16 protein-coding genes are annotated in these 21,838 nt (G+C 65.4%); 12 read left to right on the top strand and 4 right to left on the bottom strand.

Annotated features, from left to right (window positions below):
- Positions 1–2: 2 nt before the first annotated feature.
- The 5 genes from SSO01S_RS02145 (at position 3) to SSO01S_RS02125 (ending at position 5,646) form a co-directional block, all read left to right on the top strand.
- Complete coding sequence (locus tag SSO01S_RS02145; protein WP_066794482.1) at positions 3–1,349, top strand: FAD/NAD(P)-binding protein; 1,347 nt, start codon at positions 3–5, stop codon at positions 1,347–1,349.
- Positions 1,350–1,452: 103 nt separating this feature from the next.
- Positions 1,453–2,490, top strand: a complete 1,038-nt coding sequence (hppD, locus tag SSO01S_RS02140) for a 4-hydroxyphenylpyruvate dioxygenase (protein ID WP_066794480.1) — start codon at positions 1,453–1,455, stop codon at positions 2,488–2,490.
- 219 nt (positions 2,491–2,709) lie between these two features.
- Complete coding sequence (hmgA, locus tag SSO01S_RS02135) at positions 2,710–3,987, top strand: homogentisate 1,2-dioxygenase (protein WP_066794478.1); 1,278 nt, start codon at positions 2,710–2,712, stop codon at positions 3,985–3,987.
- 142 nt (positions 3,988–4,129) lie between these two features.
- A complete protein-coding gene (locus tag SSO01S_RS02130) occupies positions 4,130–4,486 on the top strand; it encodes a Rieske (2Fe-2S) protein (RefSeq protein WP_066794476.1) in 357 nt (118 codons plus the stop codon).
- An 11-nt stretch (positions 4,487–4,497) separates the two neighbouring features.
- Positions 4,498–5,646 carry an isovaleryl-CoA dehydrogenase gene (locus SSO01S_RS02125; RefSeq protein WP_157073620.1) on the top strand — a complete coding sequence of 383 codons (1,149 nt, stop codon included), beginning with the start codon at positions 4,498–4,500 and terminating at the stop codon, positions 5,644–5,646.
- A gap of 133 nt (positions 5,647–5,779) precedes the next feature.
- Here SSO01S_RS02125 and SSO01S_RS02120 read toward each other — a convergent pair whose 3' ends face one another.
- On the bottom strand, positions 5,780–7,852 hold the full coding sequence (locus SSO01S_RS02120) for a M13 family metallopeptidase (protein ID WP_083942788.1): 2,073 nt from the start codon (positions 7,850–7,852) through the stop codon (positions 5,780–5,782).
- 124 nt (positions 7,853–7,976) lie between these two features.
- Between SSO01S_RS02120 and SSO01S_RS02115 the strand changes: the two genes are divergently transcribed.
- From SSO01S_RS02115 to SSO01S_RS02085, 7 genes are all read left to right on the top strand, one after another.
- A complete protein-coding gene (locus SSO01S_RS02115; protein ID WP_066794471.1) occupies positions 7,977–9,578 on the top strand; it encodes a carboxyl transferase domain-containing protein in 1,602 nt (533 codons plus the stop codon).
- A gap of 98 nt (positions 9,579–9,676) precedes the next feature.
- Complete coding sequence (locus SSO01S_RS02110; RefSeq protein WP_066794468.1) at positions 9,677–10,066, top strand: endonuclease domain-containing protein; 390 nt, start codon at positions 9,677–9,679, stop codon at positions 10,064–10,066.
- Between the two features lie 10 nt (positions 10,067–10,076).
- Positions 10,077–10,562 (top strand): nuclear transport factor 2 family protein, encoded by a 486-nt coding sequence (locus SSO01S_RS02105; RefSeq protein ID WP_066794465.1) that lies wholly within the window; start codon positions 10,077–10,079, stop codon positions 10,560–10,562.
- A 25-nt stretch (positions 10,563–10,587) separates the two neighbouring features.
- Positions 10,588–11,091: a nuclear transport factor 2 family protein gene (locus tag SSO01S_RS02100; protein ID WP_066794461.1), complete on the top strand. Its 504-nt coding sequence runs from the start codon at positions 10,588–10,590 to the stop codon at positions 11,089–11,091.
- A 2-nt stretch (positions 11,092–11,093) separates the two neighbouring features.
- On the top strand, positions 11,094–11,399 hold the full coding sequence (locus SSO01S_RS02095) for a DUF3088 family protein (RefSeq protein WP_066794459.1): 306 nt from the start codon (positions 11,094–11,096) through the stop codon (positions 11,397–11,399).
- Positions 11,396–13,264: an acetyl/propionyl/methylcrotonyl-CoA carboxylase subunit alpha gene (locus SSO01S_RS02090; protein ID WP_066794454.1), complete on the top strand. Its 1,869-nt coding sequence runs from the start codon at positions 11,396–11,398 to the stop codon at positions 13,262–13,264. Before SSO01S_RS02095 ends, SSO01S_RS02090 begins: the two co-directional genes overlap by 4 nt.
- Before the next feature lie 114 nt (positions 13,265–13,378).
- The gene (locus tag SSO01S_RS02085) at positions 13,379–13,831 is read left to right on the top strand and encodes a MaoC family dehydratase (RefSeq protein WP_066794452.1); all 453 of its coding nucleotides are present in this window, start codon (positions 13,379–13,381) and stop codon (positions 13,829–13,831) included.
- Positions 13,832–13,943: 112 nt separating this feature from the next.
- Here SSO01S_RS02085 and SSO01S_RS02080 read toward each other — a convergent pair whose 3' ends face one another.
- The 3 genes from SSO01S_RS02080 to SSO01S_RS02070 are packed head-to-tail and all read right to left on the bottom strand — an operon-like array spanning position 13,944 to position 21,811.
- The gene (locus SSO01S_RS02080) at positions 13,944–15,407 is read right to left on the bottom strand and encodes a flavin-containing monooxygenase (RefSeq protein ID WP_169798300.1); all 1,464 of its coding nucleotides are present in this window, start codon (positions 15,405–15,407) and stop codon (positions 13,944–13,946) included.
- 51 nt (positions 15,408–15,458) lie between these two features.
- Entirely contained in the window at positions 15,459–19,664 is a 4,206-nt protein-coding gene (locus SSO01S_RS02075; protein WP_066794448.1) for a translocation/assembly module TamB domain-containing protein, read from the bottom strand.
- The gene (locus tag SSO01S_RS02070; protein ID WP_157073591.1) at positions 19,664–21,811 is read right to left on the bottom strand and encodes an autotransporter assembly complex protein TamA; all 2,148 of its coding nucleotides are present in this window, start codon (positions 21,809–21,811) and stop codon (positions 19,664–19,666) included. The genes SSO01S_RS02075 and SSO01S_RS02070 overlap by 1 nt, the downstream gene beginning before the upstream one ends.
- Positions 21,812–21,838 lie beyond the last annotated feature (27 nt).

Below are 21,838 nucleotides of genomic sequence, written 5' to 3'. Positions count from 1 at the left end.
GGGTGATCGAGCACGTCGCCATTATCGGCGCGGGCTTTTCGGGGACGCTGCAGGCGATCAACCTGCTCCGCCACGATGGCCCCCGCGCCACGCTGATCGAGCGCGCGCCGGTCGCGGGGCTGGGGCTTGCTTACGGCGCGGCGCATCCCAGCCATGTGCTCAATGTCCGCGCGGCAAACATGAGCGCGTTCCCGGACGATCCGTCGCATTTCGTGCGCTGGCTCGAGAGCCGCGGCGTGGCGGACGCAGCCACCGCTTTCATCCCGCGCGTTACCTATGGCGAATATCTGCGCGAATTGCTGGATGCGGCCCTCCGCGATCCTTCAGGACGGCTCAATCTGGTGCGCGGTGAGGTAGAGGATCTCGAATTCGCAGACGGCGTGCATGTGAGACTCACCGACAGGTCGATCCATGCCGACGCCGCCGTGCTCGCGGTGGGCAATCTCCCTCCGCACGATCCCCCCGGCCTCGATCCGGAAACGCTCTCCGCCACGCGCTACAAGGGCGATCCCTGGGATAGGAGCGTGCCCGAAGGCCTCGGCGATAAGGATACCGTTCTCATCATCGGCACCGGGCTCACGATGGTCGATGTCGTTCTTCTGCTCGATGCGCGCGGGTTCAAGGGGAAGATCATCGCCCTCTCCCGCCGAGGCCTCCTGCCCCGCAGCCATGCGCCTGCCAGCGCGTGGGAAAGGATTGGCGAGCGCCCGGGAAGCACGGCCTCCCGTCTATTAGGCAGCGTCCGCGCCCGGAGCGCCGCAATCGGCTGGCGCAACGCGGTCGATGAGCTGCGTCCCTTTACCCAGGCGATGTGGGGCAACGCGACCGAAGCAGAACGCGGCCGCTTCCTGCGCCATCTGCGCCCCTGGTGGGACGTCCACCGCCACCGGCTCGCGCCCGAAGTCCATGCCCGCCTGATGGCAGTTGTCGAGCGCGGCCAGCTTGAGGTGATCGCCGGCAAGACCATGGGCTTCGACGAGCAGGCAGACGGCATCCACGTCGCCTTTCGCCGCCGCGGTTCGGACGCGAGCGAAACCATGGTCGCCCAGCGCATCGTCAACTGCACCGGCCCGCTCGGCGACCTCGCCCGCACCGAGGAACCCCTGCTCCAGAAGCTCGCCGCGCGCGGCGTGATCCGCCCCGACGCGGCGCATCTGGGCATCGATGTCGACAATCAGGGCCAGACCATCGCCGCGGACGGATCGCCCAACGGCAACCTCTACGCACTCGGCCCGATGACCCGCGGCGCATTCTGGGAAATCGTCGCGGTGCCCGACATCCGCAACCAGACCTGGAGCGTCGCCCGCCGGCTCTCCAACGCGCATTGGGTGGGCGGCGAAGGGCTTTGACAGTCCGTCATCCCGACGAAAGCCGGGATGACGGAATATGGTATCATTTGACACTACATCTCCAAAGCTCTAGCCGGCCTCCACAATCTTGGAGCGTGCACCCATGACCGATCCGGCAAATCCCCTCGGCCTAAACGGCTTCGAGTTCGTCGAATTCACATCGCCCGATCCGCAGGCGATGGCCGCGCAGTTCGAGCAGATGGGCTTCGTCCCCACGCACCGGCATCCGAAAAAGAACATCACCCGCTACAAGCAGGGGCGCATCAACCTGATGCTCAACCGCGACGATGCGGGCCGCGTGGCCAAGTTCCGCGGCGAGCATGGCCCCTCGGCCAGCGCGATGGCGTTCCGCGTCGCCGATCCTGCCAAGGCGATGGAATGGGCCCTCGCCCACGGTGCCGAGCGCACCGAGGAAGACGACACCGTCATCATGGGCATTGGCGGCTCGTACCTGTATTTCATCCAGGACGGCGACGATCTCTACAAGGATTGGGCCCAATTCCCCGGCTGGCGCGAAGCCGAAGCCGCCAACAATGTCGGGCTCGACCTGCTCGACCACCTCACCCACAATGTCCGCCGCGGCCAGATGCGGGTGTGGAGCGCCTTCTACAAGGAGCTGTTCGGCTTCGAGGAGCAGAAGTATTTCGACATCAAGGGCCAGGCGACCGGGCTGTTCAGCCAGGCGATGATCGCCCCCGACAAGGCGATCCGCATCCCGCTGAACGAGAGCCAGGACGACAAGAGCCAGATCGAGGAATTCATCCGCGAATATCATGGCGAGGGCATCCAGCACCTCGCGCTGACCACCGCCGATATCTACGACACGGTCGAGCGGCTGCGCGCGCGCGGCGTGAAGCTGCAGGATACGATCGAGACCTATTATGAACTGGTGGACAAGCGCGTCCCCGGCCATGGCGAGGATCTTGAGCGCCTGCGCAAGAACCGCATCCTGATCGACGGCAATGTCGGCGACGAAGGCATCCTGCTCCAGATCTTCACCGAAAACATGTTCGGCCCGATCTTTTTCGAGATCATTCAGCGCAAGGGCAATGAAGGTTTCGGCAACGGCAATTTCCAGGCACTTTTTGAGTCGATCGAGCTCGATCAAATCCGTAGGGGTGTCATCAAGGTCGACGCCTAGCCGTCATCCCGGCGAAAGCCGGGATCTCGTGAGGCTAGCCGCGCGCTCCGCAACGGGAGATCCCGGCTTCCGCCGGGATGACGATTGGGAATACGAGTTGGAGAGGGGAGCCGGGAATAAACCCGGCCCAAACCGTAGGGGGATGAGGGGGATGCAGCTTCACAGCGCGCCTCCTCATCCAACTTTCCCCGCACAGACATGGGGAGCAGGAAGCGCCAGATGACCGATTATTTCCCCGGCTTCGGCAATCACGTCTCGACCGAGGCAGTTGCGGGCGCACTCCCGATCGGCCGCAATTCCCCCCAGCGCCCCGCCTTCGGCCTCTATGCCGAGCAACTCTCCGGCACCGCCTTCACCGCGCCGCGGCACGAGAATCGCCGTTCCTGGCTCTATCGCCTGCGGCCCAGCGCAGAGCATCCTCCGTTCACCCGCTACGAAGGCGCAGGGCGGTTCGCCCCCGGCACGGTGCAGGCACCCCTGCCCCCCAATCGCCTGCGCTGGGATCCGATCGCGGCCCCCGCCCCCGGCACCGATCTGATCGACGGCATCACGACGATGCTCGCCAATCGCGACCCCGCCGATCTGGAGGGCGTCGCCGTTCATCTCTATGCCGCCAATGCGAACATGGAGGCCCGCGCCTTCGTCAACGCCGATGGCGAACTGCTCTTCATCCCGCAGCAGGGCCGCCTGACCCTGCTCACCGAAATGGGCCGGATCGAGATCGCCCCGGGCCAGATCGCGCTGGTCCCGCGCGGCGTCAAATTCCGCGCGATCCTCCCCGATGGCGAAGCGCGCGGCTATCTCGCCGAAAACCATGGCAGTCTGTTCCGCCTCCCCGATCTCGGCCCGATCGGCGCCAACGGCCTCGCCAATCCCCGCGATTTCGAGACCCCCGCCGCATGGTTCGAAGATCGCGACGAACCCTTCGAGCTCGTCCAGAAATATCTCGGCTCGCTGTGGACCACCATGCTCGATCACAGCCCGCTCGATGTCGTCGCCTGGCACGGCAATCTTGGCCCCTGGCGCTATGATCTTGCCCGCTTCAACGCGATCAACACGGTCAGCTTCGATCATCCCGATCCCTCGATCTTCACCGTCCTGACCTCGCCCAGCGACGTGCCGGGCCGCGCCAATGCCGATTTCGTGATCTTCCCCCCGCGCTGGATGGTCGCCGAAGACACGTTCCGCCCGCCCTGGTTCCACCGCAACATCATGTCGGAAGCGATGGGACTCATCACCGGTGCCTATGATGCCAAGGCAGAAGGCTTCGCCCCTGGCGGGCTCAGCTTGCACAATTTGATGGCCGGCCACGGCCCTGACGTCGCAAGCTGGGAAGCCGCGTCCAACGCGGATCTGAAGCCCCACAAGCTCGACGGCACCATGGCCTTCATGGTGGAGACCTGCTGGCCCTACCGCCCCACCGCCTACGCGCTCGACCACGCCCAGCCCGATTACGACGCGGCATGGAGCGGATTCCCGAAGGCAAAGCTCCCATGAAACCCAGCAATCCTCTCCCGGAGGGAGAGGGGGACCAGCGCAGCTGGTGGAGAGGTATTCTCCACGAACGATGGTCCCGTATTCGTGGCAACTACCCCTCCACCGCTTCGCGGTCCCCCTCCCCCTCCGGGGGAGGAATTTGATGTCGGAACGCCTCACCGCCACGCCCCCCGGCGTCACCCTCGGCCCCTTCATGCTCATCCCGGACAACGCCGCCCGCAACTTCGTCCTCGAAATGCGCGCCGGTCGCTTCCACGGCTTCGTCGTGCGCAAGGGCGAAACCGTCCACGGCTATGTCGATCGCTGCGCGCATATGGCGCTGCCGCTCACCCAGACGCTCGACGACTATCTCACCCCCGATGGCGCCCTCATCCAGTGCAGCTGGCACGGTGCGCTCTATCGGATCGACGACGGTGCCTGTGTCGGCGGCCCGTGCGTCGGCGCGAAACTAACCCCTTGGCCAGTCGCGGTGATCGACGGCATGATCGTCACCGCTTGAGAGGAACTATGATGGACGGCACTCTGGATTTCGGCATCGGCGAAACCGCGGAGATGATCCGCGACACCACTGCCCGCTTCGCCAAGGAGCGGATCGAGCCGCTCGCCGCGAAGATCGACGCCGAGGACTGGTTCCCGCGCGATCTCTGGCCCGCCATGGGCGAGCTGGGCCTGCACGGGATCACCGTGGAAGAGGAGTTTGGCGGCCTCGGCCTCGGCTATCTCGAGCATGTCATCGCCTGCGAGGAAGTCAGCCGTGCCTCGGCATCGATCGGTCTCAGCTACGGCGCGCACTCCAACCTGTGCGTCAATCAGATCCGCCGCTGGGCGTCGCCGGAGCAAAAGGCGAAGTATTTGCCCAAGCTCGTCTCGGGCGAGCATGTCGGCAGCCTGGCCATGTCCGAAGCCGGTGCCGGCTCCGATGTTGTCAGCATGAAGCTGCGCGCCGAGCATAAGGGCGACCGCTTCATCCTGAACGGCACGAAATTCTGGATCACCAACGCGGCCTATGCCGACACGCTCGTCGTCTATGCCAAGACCGGCGAAGGCTCGCGCGGGATCACCACCTTCCTGATCGAGAAGGACATGCCCGGCTTCTCGATCGGCCAGAAGATCGACAAGATGGGCATGCGCGGCTCGCCCACGGCGGAGCTGGTCTTCAATGATTGCGAAGTGCCCGAAGAGAATGTCATGGGCCCGCTCAATGGCGGCGTCGGCGTGCTGATGTCGGGGCTGGATTATGAGCGCACCGTGCTGGCCGGCATCCAGCTCGGCATCATGCAGGCCTGTCTCGACGTGGTCCTGCCCTATATCCGCGAGCGCAAGCAGTTCGGAAAGCCGATCGGCACCTTCCAGTTGATGCAGGCCAAGGTGGCGGACATGTACGTCGCGCTCAATTCTGCCCGTGCCTATGTCTATACCGTCGCCAAGAATTGCGACGCGGGCAACACCACCCGGTTCGACGCCGCTGGCGCGATCCTGCTCGCCTCCGAAAACGCCGTCCGCGTCTCGCTCGAAGCAATCCAGGCGCTGGGCGGCGCCGGCTATACCAAGGATTGGCCCGTCGAGCGCTTCGCCCGCGACGCCAAGCTGCTCGATATCGGCGCGGGAACCAACGAAATCCGCCGCATGCTCATCGGTCGCGAACTGATCGGCGGCTAGGAATTCCCTCCCCCGTCGGGAGAGGGAGGGAGCGCCGAAGGCGCGGAAGGGTGAGGGTGAACAGCCCGATCGCCCTCACCCCTACGCCGCGTTGCGGCTCCTCCCCTCTCCCATCGGGAGAGGGGAAACAGGATCACCAGATCTTCACGCGCTTCTCGGGCGCAAGGTACAGTTTCTCACCCGCTTGCACCCCGAACGCCGGATACCAGGCATCCAGGTTGCGTACCGTCATTGCCCGCCAGCGCGCCGGGGCATGGCCGTCCGTCGCCACGCGCGCGCGGAGCTGCTGTTCGCGCGCCTTCTCTCGCCATGCCTGGGCAAAGGCGAGGAAGAAGCGCTGGTCGCCGGTCAGCCCGCCGATCACCGGCGCTTCCTTGCCATTCAACGAAGCGTGATACGCGTCATAGGCGGCGGCGAGCCCCGCCACGTCGGCGATATTCTCGCTCAGCTCCAGCTTGCCGTTCAGATGCAGCCCCGGCAACGCTTCATAGGCGTCATATTGCGCGATCAGCGCCGCGCCCTGCTTCTTGAAGTGCGCCAGATCCTCGGCGGTCCACCAGTTGCGCAGCCGCCCCGCGCTGTCGAAGGTCGAACCGAGATCGTCGAAGCTGTGGCTGATCTCATGCCCGATCACCGCGCCGATCGAGCCGTAATTGGACGCAGCGTCCGCAGACGGGTCATAGAAGGGCGCCTGCAGGATCGCCGCCGGGAAGTTGAGCGCGTTCTGCAGGGGCAGGTTCACTGCGTTCACCGTCTGCGGCGTCATCCACCATTCGCCCTTGTCCGGCACCTTGCCCAGTTTGGCGAGCTGGTGGCGGGTCTCGGCCTGTTCGGCGCGGCGCAGATTGCCCACGGGATCGTCGGCCTTCACTTCCAGTGACGAATAATCGCGCCATTTCTCGGGATAGCCGACGCCAACCTGCATCGTCTCGATCTTCTTGCGCGCTTCGGCCTTCGTCCCGTCAGACATCCAGCTGAGCGCCGCTACGCGCTTGTCGAACGCCGCCCTGATGCCTGCCACCATGTTCTGCACATCGGTCTTGGACGTCGCCGGGAAATAGTCCTTCACGTAAAGCTTGCCCACTGCGTCGCCCAGCCAGGCATTGACGTTGGCGATCGCCCGCTTGTCGCGCGGACGTGCCTTTTGCTGACCGCTCAGTTCCTTCGAGAAGAAATCGAACCGTGCCTGATCGAATGCCGCGGGCAACACCGCGGTCACCTGGTTGATGCTGTGAAACGCCAGCCAGTCCTTCCACGCCTCGATCGGTTCCTTGGCCACGAGCTGCGCCAGCTTCACCGTGGTCGCGGGATGCCAGACAATGAAGTCCCGCTGGTTGCCCAGCCCCGCCGCGCTCCAGAACGCATCCCAATCGATGCCCGGCGCCTTTTTGGCGAAATCGGCCTTGGTCCAGGGATTGTTCGCCTTGTGCGAGTCCTGGGTGGTGACATTGTCGGTGTGCGCCTGCGCGATCTTGGTCTCCAGGTCGAACACGCGCTTCGCCCGCGCCCCCGGATCGCTCTGCTTCGCGAGCGTGAAGATCTGGGTGATATAGGCCTGATACTTGGTACGCAGCCCGGCCATCTGCGCGTCGCCCGAGAGGTAATAATCTCGGTCCGGCAGGCCCAGCCCGCCCTGTAGCACATAGGGAACGTTTGTGTCCGGCTTGTCGAACGACTGGCTGACGAACAGGCCGAACAGGTTTTCGGTATTGTAGTTGGTGGCGTTGAGCGGGTCGACATCCACCCGGATATTCCCGCCAAGCACGGTCGAAAGCGCCTTCGCATCGGCAATCGCGGCGTAGCGGCTCATCTCTTCGGCCAGCGGCGTCAGCCCTCGCGCTTCGATCCCCGCCGTGTCGGCAAAGGCGGTGTACCAGTCGGCGATGCGGCGCGTGTCGGTGCCGGCCGCCGCATTGGCCTTCACCGCCGCGTCGATGATCGCGGCATTGTTCGCCTCTGCCTTGTTGAAGATCTCCAGGAACGCGCCGACGCTCGACCGGTCCGCCGGAATCTCGGTCTTCGAGCGCCACCCGCCATTGGCATATTCATCGAAATCGTCGCCCGGCTTCACGCTCTTGTTCAGCCCGTCGAGATCGACGCCGATCCCCGTTCCGGCGGCGGCAGTGGTCCCTGCGCCACCCGGCGCGGAGGGTGTGCAGGCAGTGGTCGCGAGCAGGGCCGCGAGCAGAATGGAATGCGTCTTCACCGGGAACTCCGATTTGCTGTGATAGCACCCTGCTACACCCAGAAATTGGCCTGCGCCAGCACCTTCCAATTGTGTATCTGCACGTGTAGGCAAGGCAAAACTAGGTCAGGAAGGATGCCCTATTATGAGCGCCCCGGTGCTCGACACCAAGGTCTCCGCCGATAGCGAGGTCTTCCGCGCCAATGCTGCGCACAATCGCGCGCTGGCCGATCGCCTCCGCGCCGATGTGGCACAGGCAGCGCTGGGCGGTTCGCAGGCCTCGCGCGAGCGCCACGAAGCGCGCGGCAAGCTCCTCCCGCGCGATCGCGTCGAGCGCCTGCTCGATCCCGGCAGCCCCTTCCTCGAAATCGGCCAGCTCGCCGCCTGCGATATGTATGACGGCGAAGTCCCCGGCGCGGGGCTGATCGCCGGCATCGGCCGCGTCTCGGGCCGCATGGTGATGATCGTCTGCAACGATGCGACGGTGAAGGGCGGCACTTACTACCCGATGACGGTCAAGAAGCATCTCCGCGCGCAGGAGATCGCCGAGGCCAATCGCCTGCCCTGCATCTATTTGGTCGACAGCGGGGGCGCGAACTTGCCCCATCAGGCCGAAGTCTTCCCCGATCGCGATCATTTCGGCCGCATCTTCTTCAATCAGGCGAACATGTCCGCCAAGGGCATCCCCCAGATCGCCTGCGTCATGGGTAGCTGCACCGCGGGCGGCGCCTATGTCCCCGCCATGTCCGACGAGACCGTGATCGTCCGCGAACAGGGCACGATTTTCCTCGCCGGCCCGCCGCTCGTCAAAGCCGCGACCGGTGAGGAGATCAGCGCCGAGGATCTGGGCGGCGGCGATCTCCACGCCCGCCGCTCGGGCGTCGTCGATCACCTCGCCGAGAATGACGAGCACGCGCTCCAGATCGTCCGCGACATCGTCAGCCACCTCCCCGCCGACGCCACGCCCGACGTAAAGCTGCTCGATCCCCGCGCCCCCAAATATGCCGCCGAGGAGTTGTACGGCATCATCCCCCAGGACGTCCGCGCCCCCTATGACGTCCACGAAGTCATCGCGCGCCTGGTGGACGGCAGCGAGTTTCACGAGTTCAAGGCGCTTTACGGCACCAGCCTCGTGTGCGGCTTCGCACACATCTGGGGCATGCCCGTCGGCATCATCGCCAATAACGGCATCCTGTTCAGCGAAAGCGCCCAGAAAGGCGCGCATTTCATCGAGCTCGCCTGCCAGCGCCGTGTGCCCCTGCTGTTCCTCCAGAACATCTCGGGCTTCATGGTCGGCGGCAAATATGAGGCAGAGGGCATCGCCAAGCACGGCGCCAAGCTCGTCACCGCCGTCGCCACCGCCACCGTGCCCAAGATCACCGTGCTAGTGGGCGGCAGCTTCGGCGCCGGCAATTATGGCATGTGCGGCCGCGCCTACAGCCCGCGCTTCCTGTTCAGCTGGCCCAACTCGCGCATCTCGGTGATGGGCGGCGAACAGGCCGCCTCCGTCCTCGCCACCGTCCACCGCGATGCCGACAAATGGAGCGCGCAAGAAGCCGAAGCCTTCAAGGCCCCGATCCGCCAGAAATACGAGGACGAAGGCAATCCCTGGCACGCCACCGCCCGCCTCTGGGACGACGGCATCATCGACCCCGCCCAGACCCGAGATGTTCTCGGCCTGGCGCTTGCCGCCACCCTCAACGCACCCATCCCCGAACGCCCGGCGTTCGGCGTGTTCCGGATGTGATGGGAGGCGAAGCGCCTCTTAATCCTCCCCGGAACGGGGAGGGGGACCGCCCGGCAAAGCCGGGTGGTGGAGGGGCTGGTCGCACCCTCACCGGGCCAATGCAGACCGTCACCCGCGCACGCCACCTCCGCCGGGACATGACGCTCCCCGAAGTTCTGCTCTGGGGCGAACTTCGAGGCGGCAAGACGGGATTGAAGTTCCGCCGCCAGCACCCCGCCGGGCCTTACATCCTCGACTTCTATTGCGCCTCCGTCCGCCTGGCAGTCGAAGTCGACGGCGAGGTGCATGCCTCGCCCGACCAGCTGGATCATGATCGCCGCCGGGATGCATGGCTCGCCTCTCGCCATGTACATATACTGCGTATCCCGGCCCGCACGATCCTGAACGATCTGGCAAACGCACTTGCCGGAATAGTGGCTTTCGCTTTGCCTCACCAGCCCCTCCACCGTCCTCCGGACGGTCCCCCTCCCCGTTCCGGGGAGGAATGAAAGGCCACCCATGCGACATCTCCTCCTCCCCCTCGCCCTGCTCGCCCCGCTCCCCGCGCTCGCGCAAACCACAACGACGCAGAGGCTCCCGCCCGCCAATCCGCTCCCCTATGAGGATGCGGAGGCCGCCGCAGTGCTCGCCCCGATCAACGCGATCTTCGCGGCGCTCGAAACCGGCGACAAAGCCGCCCTGCTCGCCCAGGTCTATCCCGATGGCCGCGTCACGGCGGTGGGCGATGGCAAGGTACGCCAGTTCAGCTTTACCCAGTTCGCTGAGGGCGTCCGCCCCGAACGCGCCTTCAAGGAGCGCATCTGGAACCCCGCGATCGAGGTGGACGGCGATATCGCGATGGTCTGGGCACCCTATGACGTGCATGTCGCCGGCAAGATCGCCAATTGCGGCATCGATCATTTCGATCTGATCCGCGAAGGCGGCAGTTGGAAGATCATGAACGTCACCTTCTCGTCGCGCACCACGGGCTGCACCGCGCAATGACCGCGCACGATTGAAAGGAACCCCGATGCGCCGCCTCCTCCTCCCGCTCGCTCTCTTCGCCCCGCTCCCCGCAGTGGCGCAGGCCACGACCACACAGAAGCTGCCCCCCGCCAATCCCCTCCCCTATGAGGATGACGATGCGGCCGCCGTGCTTGCGCCGATCAACGCGCTGCTCGCATCCTTCGCGGTCGGCGATGCAGAGGCGATGCTGCGCGTGGTCTATCCACATGGCCGCACCACCGGCGTCGGCCCGCTCGCTGCCGGACAGGCCTCGCAGGTCCGCCATCTCAGCTGGGCCGAATATTCCAGGACGATCCGGCCCGAGGACGTCTTCGTCGAGAAGATCACCACCCCCGCGATCGAGGTTGATGGCGATATCGCCATGGTCTGGGCGCCCTATACCGTCTCGGTCGCGGGCAAGGTCACCAATTGCGGGATCAATCACTTCGATCTGGTCCGCGAAAACGGCACGTGGAAGGTGCTGAACACCACCTACACGATGCGCTACACCGGCTGCCCCGGTCAGTGAGCATGCGCGATCGCCTCTATCTGCTTGCCTCCGAATTCCCGGACGCCGCGCTTCCGGGCCGCGCCTTCTATTGCAAGGACTGCATCACCGTGGAGGGGCTGCTCGCGGCCTTCCCGGATCGCGCGGCCAATCTAGAGGTGATCCGCCTGCCCTATCCCCGCCCCCGCGCCGAGATTGTCGCGCTGCTGGGTGAGGAGAACCAGAACCTGCCCTGCCTCGTCTTCGCAGAAGGCGGGTTCGCCAATGAGATCGAAGCGCTGCTTGCCGCGCTCCACACCCGCCACGGCTTTCCGGAACGCCATCCATGATCCAGTCCCTGCTCATCGCCAATCGCGGCGAGATCGCCTGTCGCATCATCCGCACCGCGCGCGAGATGGGCGTCCGTACGGTCGCCGTCTTCTCCGATGCCGACGCAGAAGCGCTCCACGTCCGGCTGGCCGATGAGGCCGTGCATATTGGCCCCTCTCCGGCGCGCGAATCTTACCTTGTCGGCGATCGCATCATCGCCGCAGCAAAAGCCACCGGCGCGGCAGCAATCCACCCCGGCTACGGCTTCCTCTCGGAGAATGCCGACTTCGCGCAGGCGGTGCTGGACGCCGGGCTGATCTGGGTCGGCCCCAAGCCGGAGAGCATCCGCGCGATGGGTCTCAAGGATGCAGCAAAAGCCCGGATGATCGCCGCGGGCGTGCCCGTCACTCCCGGCTATCTGGGGGAAGACCAGTCGCCCGCACGGCTCCAGGCCGAAGCCGATGCCATCGGCTATCCCGTGCTGATCAAGGCGGTGGCCGGCGGCGGCGGCAAGGGCATGCGCCGCGTCGATGCTGCGCAGCAATTCGGCGAGATGCTGCAATCCTGCCAGCGCGAAGCCGCCAGCTCGTTCGGCGACGATCGCGTGCTGCTGGAGAAATACATCCTCTCCCCGCGCCACATCGAAGTGCAGGTCTTCGGCGACACCCACGGCAATGTCGTCCACCTGTTCGAGCGGGACTGCTCACTCCAGCGCCGCCACCAGAAGGTGATCGAGGAAGCCCCCGCCCCCGGCATGGACGAAGCGACCCGGGAGGCGATCTGTGCTGCGGCGGTTCGCGCAGCAAAGGCAGTCGATTATGTCGGCGCTGGTACGATCGAGTTCATCGCGGACGCCAGCGAAGGCCTGCGCGCAGATCGCATCTGGTTCATGGAAATGAACACCCGGCTGCAGGTCGAGCATCCGGTCACCGAAGAGATTACCGGCCAGGATCTCGTCGAATGGCAGCTCCGCGTAGCGTCGGGCGAGCCGCTTCCTTGCACGCAGGACGAACTGAGCATTCAGGGTTGGGCGATGGAGGCCCGCCTCTATGCCGAGGATCCCGCCGCCGGCTTCCTCCCCTCGATCGGCCCGCTCACCGCCTTCGATCTCAACGATTCGATGATCCGCTGCGATACCGGCGTCGAGGAAGGCGGCGAAGTCTCGCCCTTTTACGATCCGATGATTGCCAAGCTCATCGCCTATGGTTCGGAGCGCGACGCCGTGATCGAACGGCTTAGCGACGCATTGCTGCGCAGCGTGGTCTGGCCGGTAAAGACCAACGGCGCCTTCCTGGTCAAGCTGCTCGCCGATCCGGACTTCATCGCGGGGAAAATGGATACCGGGCTGATCGATCGGCGCGGCGACGCGCTGATGCCCCCGCGCATCCCCACCGAGGAGACGCTGCGCGGTGCCGCATGGCGGCTGATGGAGGAAGCGCCGGAGCGCCGCCCCGACCTGCCCGGCTTCCGCCTCAACGCATCCGTCCGCCGCACCGCCGTGCTCGATGTCGATGGCACCCGTGCGCCCGTCGACTTCACCGAGGATGGCGAGCGCTGGTTCATGGAAGTCCATGACGGTCGCGTCCGCGTCACCGAAAACGGCCAGACCTTCTCGATCGGTTTCGCCCGCTTCGATGGCAAGGCCGGCGCGTCCGCCGGCGACGGCGCGATCCTCGCCCCCATGCCCGGCCGCGTCACCGCCGTCGATGTCGCGGCGGGCGATACGGTGACCAAGGGCCAGCGCCTCGTCACGCTGGAGGCGATGAAGATGGAACACGGCATGACCGCCCCGTTCGACGGCGTGGTCGCGGAGCTGAACGCCACCGCCGACACCCAGGTGACCGAAGGCACGCTGCTGGTAAAGATCGAGAAGCGCGAACCCTAAGCGCCCTCACCCTTCCCACCGCCTGCGGCGGCGGGCCCCTTCCCTCTCCCATCGGGAGAGGGAGGGAGGCGCGAAGCGCCGGAAGGGTGAGGGTGATGTAATGAGGACAAGAATATGCCCGGGAAATTCTACGACGAATGGCAGATCGGCGATCGCATCGAGCATGACCTGCGCCGCACGGTCACCGAGACCGACAATCTGCTGTTCAGCACCATGACCCACAATGCCCAGCCGCTTCACATCGACGCGGAAGCTGCCCGCGCGTCCGAGTTCGGCCAGATCCTCGTCAACGGCACCTTCACCTTCAGCCTGATGGTCGGGATCACCGTGGGAGACACCACTGCGGGCACGCTCGTCGCCAATCTCGGCTATGACAAATTGGTGATGCCCAACCCGGTCTTCATCGGCGACACGCTGCGCGCCTCGACCGAAGTGCTCGACATGCGCCCCAGCAAGTCGCGCCCCGGCCAGGGCATCGTCACCTGGCGCCATCAGATGCACAACCAGCGCGGCGAGCTGGTCTGCGAATGCCTCCGCTCGGCCCTCCTAAAATCAGGCCCGGCCTGATCCCCCGTTTCCGTCATCCCCGCGAAAGCGGGGATCCAGAGCCAATCAGCGAACCGCCAGTAAACTCTGGGTCCCCGCTTTCGCGGGGATGGCGATCAGAGGTACCTACCCCTCACGCCGCCCGCACAGCCCCCGGCTCGGGATTGGAGAACTCCATCTCCTCGTCGATCCCGCCAAACTTCAGCGCCATGATGTCGCGCGTATAGTTCTGGTTGAGCCGCCACGGCTTGCGCGTCCCCTGTCGCGGGAATTTCGCCATCGCGCGCTGGACATAGCCAGAGGTGAAATCGAGGAACGGCATCGGCTCCACCGGTGCGGCCACCCGCGGGGTCACCTGACGCAGCCTACGCTTGCCCATCGCGTTGAGTAGCCGGGTCACATAGGCTGCGGTCAGGTCCGATTTCAGCGTCCAGCTTGCATTCGTATATCCGAACGAGATCGCCATATTCGGCACGTCGGAGAACATCATGCCCTTGTACATGGTGTGCTCGGCCCAGATGATCGGCTTGCCATCCACCGCGAACGGCACGTCGCTCATCAGTTGCAGCTCCAGCCCCGTCGCGGTGACGATGATGTCGGCTTCCAGTTCCTTGCCCGAAGCCAGCTTGATCCCCGCCGGAGTGAAACGCTCGATCGTGCCGGTCTCCACATCGGCCTTTCCGCTGCGCAGCGCCGCGAACAGATCGGAATCGGGCACCAGGCACAGCCTTTGGTCCCACGGATTATAGCTCGGCGTGAAATGGGTGCCCACATCGTGATCGGGCAGCTCCTCGCGGACCATGTTGATGATCCGCTCCTTGAACTTCTCCGGCTTCTTCCGCGCGATCCGGAAGAAGAATTGCTGGAGCAGCACGTTGCGCCAGCGCACCACGCCGTACGCCGCCTTGGCCGGCAGCACCTTGCGCAGCCAGTTTGCGAAGCGGTCTTCGGCGGGCCGCGAGACGATATAGGTCGGCGAACGCTGCAGCATCGTCACGTGCGCCGCCGCCTTCGCCATTTCGGGCACCAAAGTCACCGCCGTCGCGCCGCTGCCGATCACCACCACGCGCTTGCCCGCATAGTCGATATCGGGCGTCCAGAATTGCGGATGGACGATCCGCCCCCCAAAATCGGCCGCGCCCGCGAATTCCGGCGCGAACCCCTGCGCGTAATTATAATAGCCGGTACACATGAACAGGAACGCGCAGGTGAAGCGCACTTCCTCACCGCCTTTGTCCACCGTGATCGTCCAGCGCGCCTCGGCGGTCGACCATTCGGCGCGGGTCAGCCGGTGCGAATAGCGGATATGCTTGTCGATGCCGAACTCACGCACCGTCTCTTCCAGATAGCGCAGGATCGAGGGGCCATCCGCGATCGCCTTCGCCTCGGTCCATGGCTTGAACGAGAAGCCAAGCGTGTACATGTCGCTATCGGATCGGATGCCGGGATAGCGGAACAGGTCCCAGGTTCCCCCCATCCGCTCGCGTCCCTCAAGCACGAGATAGCTGCGGTCGGGCGAGCGGTCCTGGAGGTGCCACGCCGCACCCACGCCGGAAATACCGGCGCCCACCACGATCACGTCGAAATGCTCGGTCATCACGGCCTCCCTCCACTTTACTTACATCGCGGTAAGTAAAGCCGCCAGCCCTCAATAGTCCTTCGAATAGCGGAGGGAAGCGCTCGAACCACCAAAGGAGCCCGTCTGCGACAGGATCGAGAGCGTACGGCTGAGCGATATCTCCAGCTGGGTCGCGGTGAAGCCGCGCGCGTCGGTGATGATCTCGATATAGATGTTGTTGGTGATGTACTTGCCCGCCGCCAGCGCGGTGCCGCGCCCGCTCACATCGTCCGCGCCCAGGATCCGCAGCCGGTCGATCCCCGTCGCCGATTTTAGCTTGCCGAGCGGATTGAGCCCCCCGCCTGTCCCGCGCAGCGAGTTGAGCGCGGCGGCAAGCTGGATCGCCTCGGTGGCGGAAAGGTTGGTCACGTTGGTCCCGAAGAACAGCCGCGACAGCACCTCTTCCTGCGGCAGGCTCGGTGTAGAGGTGAAGATGATGCGCGGAGCCTGCGCGGTGCCGCTCACGTTCAGGATCGCGGTCACGCCCTCGGCGGTGGTGTCCGCCACCAGATCGATCGTCGGGTTGTAGTATTTCCCACCCGCAAAGCGGATCGTGCCCCGGCTGATGTCAAAGCGGCGGCTGGCAAAGCTATAGGTGCCGCGCACGATTTCCATCGTCCCGCGCACGTCTGGCTCGGCAGAAGTGCCCCCGATCACGATGTTCGCGCGCCACTCCGATTCCAGCCCCATCCCGGATACGAAGAGCTGGTTGTCGGCCCGGATTCTCAGCGACAAATCGAAGATCCCGGCAAAGCCCGGCTTGGGCTGCGGACGGGTGCCGTCGGGGTTCTGCTCACTCTTGCGGCGAACGCCGGTCAGCTCCGCCACCTCGGCAGCGCCCTGGCGGATAATCTCATATTTCGCCTCGGGGATGGTCAGGCGCCCCTCGATCTTGGCTACGCCCGGGGCCTTGGTCAGTGTGATGTTGCCCGTCGCAGTCGCCCCCAGCGAATCGCTGCGGGCGAGCCGCGCATTCTTGAGCTCGGCGCTCAGCGAGATCGGATAGTCCGCCGCTTGCGACAGCCCCACCTTGCCGCTGGCGCTCACGCTCCCCTCGCCGGCCGTTGCGGTCAGCGTATCGAGAATGAACTCGTCGTTCGAGAAGCGGCCGTCGATCTTCATGTTGGTCAACCGCGTGCCATATGTCTCATTCTCGTAAGTGAGCGCATTGGCGCGGACCACGCCGTTGAGCATCGGCTCGCGCACCCGCCCGGAAAAGTCTGCGGCGATGCCGATGGGTCCGTCCAGATGCTGGTCCGAAAGGCCCGCCAGCGAGAAGGGCACGGCGGCGGGTCCATTGTAGCGGATCCCACCGGCGAGCGGAGCGGCCAGCATCCGCGTGGTCCACGGCCCCGCCTCGGGCCCCAGCGGGCTCAGCGTCGCGACAACGCGCCCGATCGTAGCGCCGCCGCGCTTGATCAGCGCACGCAGGTCTCCGCCATCGGGCAGCAGCTTGCCGACCACGCTGATATCGACCGGCGTGGAGACGCTGGCCAGCCCTGTGCGGGTGAAGTTCTTGAGCTCCAGCCGCGCATCCGCGCTTGGGAAGGCGCTCGGCGTCGCCTGCGCGAAATCGAGGCTGCCGGTCGCCGCGCCATCGATGCCGATTCCCGGCATGAGAAGGTTGAGCAGCGCCAGATCCAGGCTGTCCAGCCGGGCGCGCAGGACCAGCCCGTCGCCATAGCTGCCCGCCAGCCGCACGCTGCCCTTGTCGAAATCCAGCTTGGCGGGGAGCAGGGTGTAGGTATCCCCCCGGATCGCGATACGCGCCGGATCGACCGTCTTGAAGTTCACGCCGCTCGCTCGCCCTTGCAGCGCCACCAGCCATTGCTCCGGAGAAAGCCGCGCATTGGCACCAATCTGGAAGGGCACGCCCGACGAGCCATTGGCAAACATCTGGGCGGAGCCGCTGCCGCCGCGATAGTCGACTTTTACCCGCCCGGCCTTGACCGTAACGGCCGTGCCATAGCGCAGGTTCGCGACCTGGGCGTCGGCGGTGATTTCGGGCGTGTCGGCCAGCACGATGCTGGCCGTGATGAGCGCCCGGCCGATGGTCAGCCCCGCTTCCCCCGGGATCGCCGCGTTCAGCGCCCTGGCATCCAGATCGGCGCGTTGCAGCTTGCCCTGCGCCGACAGGATCGCGGTACCGTTCACGCCCGACCCCTCGAACCTCAGCGTTCCATCGAATGGGCCGGCCGCTGTCTGAATCAGCTTACCGCTCACATCCATCCCGGCAAATCGCCCCTTCCGGACGTCGATCGCCATCTGCGTGCCGGTTTGCACCAGCACGTCGGCGCTGAACGGTCCGTAATCGGTGCCGCCCGTCGCGGTCACGGCATAGGCATCGCCCTCGCCGCGCACCTTCGCCGTCAGGTCCGCCAGCCCGATGCCCAGCCCGGGCCGCGATGCCTTCAGCAATATCTCGGGCGCGTCCAGCGTACCCGTCACCCGCGCCGTCAGCGGGCCATAGCTGTTGGACACCGCATCCATGTCGAGCAGGATCGGTCCCGCCGGATCATATCGCCCCGATCCGCGCGTGATGCGCAATTCGGGTGCCTTCATCCGCACGTCCGTGATGGTCACGATGCCGCGGGGATCGAGCGACAGGCGCGCCGACGCCACGGCATTGCCGCCCAGGAACTCGCGCGCGCCGTCGTTGAATATCCGCCGCGTCTCGCCCGCAATCTGCCCGCGAATTCCCCAGCCGCCGCCCGGCGCGGCGAACAATTGCGCGTCGGTACGCAGATTGACCACGCCAACGCCGTCAATCTGATAGTCGTTGACCCGGCCTTTCAGCGCGCCGGTATAGCGCCCGGTGCTCATGTCTGCGGCAAGGATCGCGGTCGCATCGATCCGGTCCGAGCGCAGCTTGAGATTGTCGGAAAGGATCTGGCTCCCCGAAATCGCCAGGTCGCCATTGACGGTCAAATTGGTCACTAGCCCGCCCGCAGCGGCGTTCAGGCCCGTCACCCGGGCTGCCCTGGCCTTTACCGGCACCAGGATGCGATTTGCATCCACACGTGCCCGACCCTCGGCGTAAAGCTGCTCCACGCCGGTCTCGCCAAATGCAAGCGAGGCGGCGGAAATCTTGTAGTCCACTACCGGTGCATTGAAGGGGCCATTGAGCGCGAGGCCGACCCGCACTGATCGACCGCGCAGATTGGGCGCGATCGCGCCGGGCGTCAGCAGCAGTGCGTCGACGTTCAGATTGCCGAACCGGTTCTGTCCCAGATCGACGATGCCCTTGGCTTCGACAGCCAGCGCCGAAGAGCGCAGCTTGAGCACGCCGTCCGCCGCGCGGTTCGCCCATTTGGCATCAAGGTCCAGGTCGAGCCGGGGCGAAGCCAGCCGCTCTACCGGCCCCTTCATATATAGCCCCGGATTGGTCGGCCCACGCACCTGGAAGCGTCCTTCCTTCGCGGTGATCGTCAGGTCGGCCAGCGACTGGCCGCCCAGCGTTCCCACCGCTTTGCCCTGCCAGCTCGCCCAATCGCCCTTCCCGTCGACATTCACGGCCAGCGGAGCGTCGAAGCCCGCCAACCCAGCGATCAGTCCGTTGGCCGGGCCGTCGAGTTTCAGACCCAGATCGAACCGGTTCTTGTCCGGCACCGCTTCCAGCCGCAGCGTCAGCGTGTCTCCGCCCGCCATGCCCGGTGTCGCGATTGTCCCTGCATCCGCCACGATCTGCGCAAGCCCGCCTGCGATATGCGCGCTGCCGGAAAGCCGCGCGAGATGTCGCCGGCCGGCAACGGCAGGCGCAATGTCGATCCGCGCCACATCGATCTTGCCGATGTCGATATCGATATCGGGAAGCAACGGCGCGTTGGGATCGCCCGAAGCGGTGAGCGCCGGAAGCCGCGCGAGCTTGATCTCAGGGCTGGCCAGGCTGCGCACATCCAGGTGATTGCGCAGATAGCTGAACGGTCGCCAATCGACGCGCAATTCCTGCGCCGTCGCGAAAACGCCCTGCGTGTCGCGCACTTCTACCCCGCGCAGCACCATCGCGCCGTACAGCGACCCTTCGATGCGCTGCACCCGGAAATTGAGGCCGGAGGCGAGCGTGAAATTATTGACCTGCTTTACTACGAAGTCACGGCCGGGCTGAGTGTTGAGCAGCAAGACCGCCGCCACGAGCAACAGCACCAGCGCCCCCAGCCCGGCTGCGGCCCATAATGCGATCCGCCGCCCCAGCGGCTTTCGCACGACTACCGCCGTTTCCGGTGCATCCTCCACCATCAGAATGCCTGGCCGATCGAGATGTAGAGCGAAATTTTGGATTCGCCCCGCTGCCGCTTGATCGGCGTAGCCACATCCACGCGGATCGGACCGAAATTGGTATAGAGTCGCCCGCCTATGCCCGCACCGAAGCGCATATTGCGGCCCGTCGGATAAATCCCCTCATAGACCTGTCCCGCATCGATAAACGGCACGATCCCGAGGTCACCAAAGCGATAGCGCGCCTCGATCGCGAACTCGTTGAAACTTCTGCCGCCCACCGGCCGGCCATCGGGACTTCGCGGTCCAAGCTCCTGATAGCCGAAGCCGCGCACCGATCCGCCGCCCCCGGCGTAATAACGCCGCGAGGGGGGAAGATCGTCTCGCGCGATGCCCATGATCGATCCAACCCGCGCCCGCCCGGCGAGCACGATGCTGCTCGACAACGGCTGGTAATAGGTTCCCTCCAGCATCAGCCGCGCATAGGGCCGCGCCGCGCCGCGCACGGACGTTTCCGGGCTGCCGTTGAACTTGATCCGGTATCCCCGCGTGGGATTGAGCAGATTGTCGGATCGGTCATAGCCGACAAATCCGGGCAGCGCTGCGATCAGCCAGGTGCCACGATCCCGCTTGGCGCGGCTATAATTGAAGCGGTCCTCGTTCGATCCGACGATCTCTGCGCCATAGAAATAGGTCCAGCGCTTCTGCCAGATCGGCGTTGAATCGCGCGACCAGCGGATGGCAAGCGTGCCCGTATAGGACTCGTATGCATCATAATTCTGGTGGTTGAGTGACAGGCTCGTCTGGAACGTGCGATCGCGTTGCCCGGCATTGGATCGGCGGAATGCGGCAGATGCGCGCTGTTCCTGCGTACCCACGACGCCGCTCAGAATCACGGCACCTTCGGGCGGGAAGAGATTGCGGTGGGTCCAGCTTCCTTCCAGCCGGATGCCCTGCCCCGTCGAATAGCCCGCTTCGCCCGCCAGGGTGCGCGCAGGCCCGGCCGCCTGGCGGACCAGAATGTTGACCACCTCCGTGCCGTCGGGTCCGGGCTCACCGGTCCTTACCGGCTCGACAGAAACGGTCGAGAACAGGCTGGTCGCGATCAGCGCGTCGCGTAGATCATCGGTCGCGCGCACGTCATAAATGGCGCCTGATTTGTAGCGGCGCAGCATATTGATGTGCTCCGCGCTCAGGGCCTGCCGTCGCCCTTGCGTAACCACATCGCCAAACACCGCCCGTGGCCCGATATTCACCGGTAGCGTGTAATCCCCGGTGTGCAGTTCCTCATCGAGCAGGATGTCGCGTTCCCCCACCTTGGCGAACGGATAGCCCTGCTGCGGCAGCCTCAGGCTCACATTCGCCTCGGCTCCCTGCACCCGGTCCGCCTCGATCGGGTCGCCCGGATTGAGGTTCAGCTCGCGCTCGATCAGCCCCGGCGGCACGGTCGGGTCCGCGATCACCGTGACGGTGCCGAGCCGGTAAAGCGCGCCGGGGCTGGCGATCACACTCGCCTGCACATTGCCGGAATTTCTCGGGACCTGCTCGACGGATGAGACTGCGGTGCCGTCATAATAGCCGAGCGACTGCATCAGCCGCACGGCGAGTTTCTCATCCTCCCGGGCTCGCGCGGCGACCATCGCCGAATTGGCTGCCTTCCCGCCACCCTGCTCCAGCGCAGAGAGCGATTTGAACCGGTCTTCAAGACCGATCTCTTCAAGCCCTTCCAGAACAGTCTTGTAGCGGATCGTCACAGCCTTGCTGTCGACCGTCTTGATCTCGGCTGGTGGCTCGACCTTGAAATCGGCCAGGGCGGGAAGCGGCTGGGCGAATTCAGGATCCTCGGCCGGAGCGTCGGCGAAGCTGTCCTCGACCTCCGCGCGCACCTCCGCCGCCTGCTGGCCTTGTGTGGGCGCGGGTTTGAACGCTTCGATCGGCTCGAGCGGCGCATTGATATCATCGCTCAGCTTGGGAATGCCCGCATCGAATTCGGCATCGGGCACGATCGGCTTTATCTCGCCGTCTGTCGCGTTCGGAGGCGCTCTGGGCGCGTCGGCAGGCGCACCCTGCCCGGGCTTGGGATCCGCGATCTGCGCCCATGCCGTCCCCGGCACGAACGCCGTTCCCGCGAGTGCGGCGAGCCAAACCGCCTTAACCCCTTTACGCAACGCTATCCCTCCGGATCGGCACCTTCC

It is taken from the genome of Sphingomonas soli NBRC 100801, assembly GCF_001591025.1.
In the GTDB taxonomy this organism is placed as follows: domain Bacteria; phylum Pseudomonadota; class Alphaproteobacteria; order Sphingomonadales; family Sphingomonadaceae; genus Sphingomonas; species Sphingomonas soli.
This window is presented reverse-complemented; position numbering and strand designations above follow the sequence as displayed.

Coding starts and splice junctions, on each gene's coding strand:
- hppD (WP_066794480.1), top strand. CDS start 1,453: ATGACCGATCCGGCAAATCCCCTCGGCCTAAACGGCTTCGAGTTCGTC.
- hmgA (WP_066794478.1), top strand. CDS start 2,710: ATGACCGATTATTTCCCCGGCTTCGGCAATCACGTCTCGACCGAGGCA.
- SSO01S_RS02130 (WP_066794476.1), top strand. CDS start 4,130: ATGTCGGAACGCCTCACCGCCACGCCCCCCGGCGTCACCCTCGGCCCC.
- SSO01S_RS02125 (WP_157073620.1), top strand. CDS start 4,498: ATGGACGGCACTCTGGATTTCGGCATCGGCGAAACCGCGGAGATGATC.
- SSO01S_RS02115 (WP_066794471.1), top strand. CDS start 7,977: ATGAGCGCCCCGGTGCTCGACACCAAGGTCTCCGCCGATAGCGAGGTC.
- SSO01S_RS02110 (WP_066794468.1), top strand. CDS start 9,677: ATGCAGACCGTCACCCGCGCACGCCACCTCCGCCGGGACATGACGCTC.
- SSO01S_RS02105 (WP_066794465.1), top strand. CDS start 10,077: ATGCGACATCTCCTCCTCCCCCTCGCCCTGCTCGCCCCGCTCCCCGCG.
- SSO01S_RS02100 (WP_066794461.1), top strand. CDS start 10,588: ATGCGCCGCCTCCTCCTCCCGCTCGCTCTCTTCGCCCCGCTCCCCGCA.
- SSO01S_RS02095 (WP_066794459.1), top strand. CDS start 11,094: ATGCGCGATCGCCTCTATCTGCTTGCCTCCGAATTCCCGGACGCCGCG.
- SSO01S_RS02090 (WP_066794454.1), top strand. CDS start 11,396: ATGATCCAGTCCCTGCTCATCGCCAATCGCGGCGAGATCGCCTGTCGC.
- SSO01S_RS02085 (WP_066794452.1), top strand. CDS start 13,379: ATGCCCGGGAAATTCTACGACGAATGGCAGATCGGCGATCGCATCGAG.
- SSO01S_RS02080 (WP_169798300.1), bottom strand. CDS start 15,407: ATGACCGAGCATTTCGACGTGATCGTGGTGGGCGCCGGTATTTCCGGC.
- SSO01S_RS02075 (WP_066794448.1), bottom strand. CDS start 19,664: ATGGTGGAGGATGCACCGGAAACGGCGGTAGTCGTGCGAAAGCCGCTG.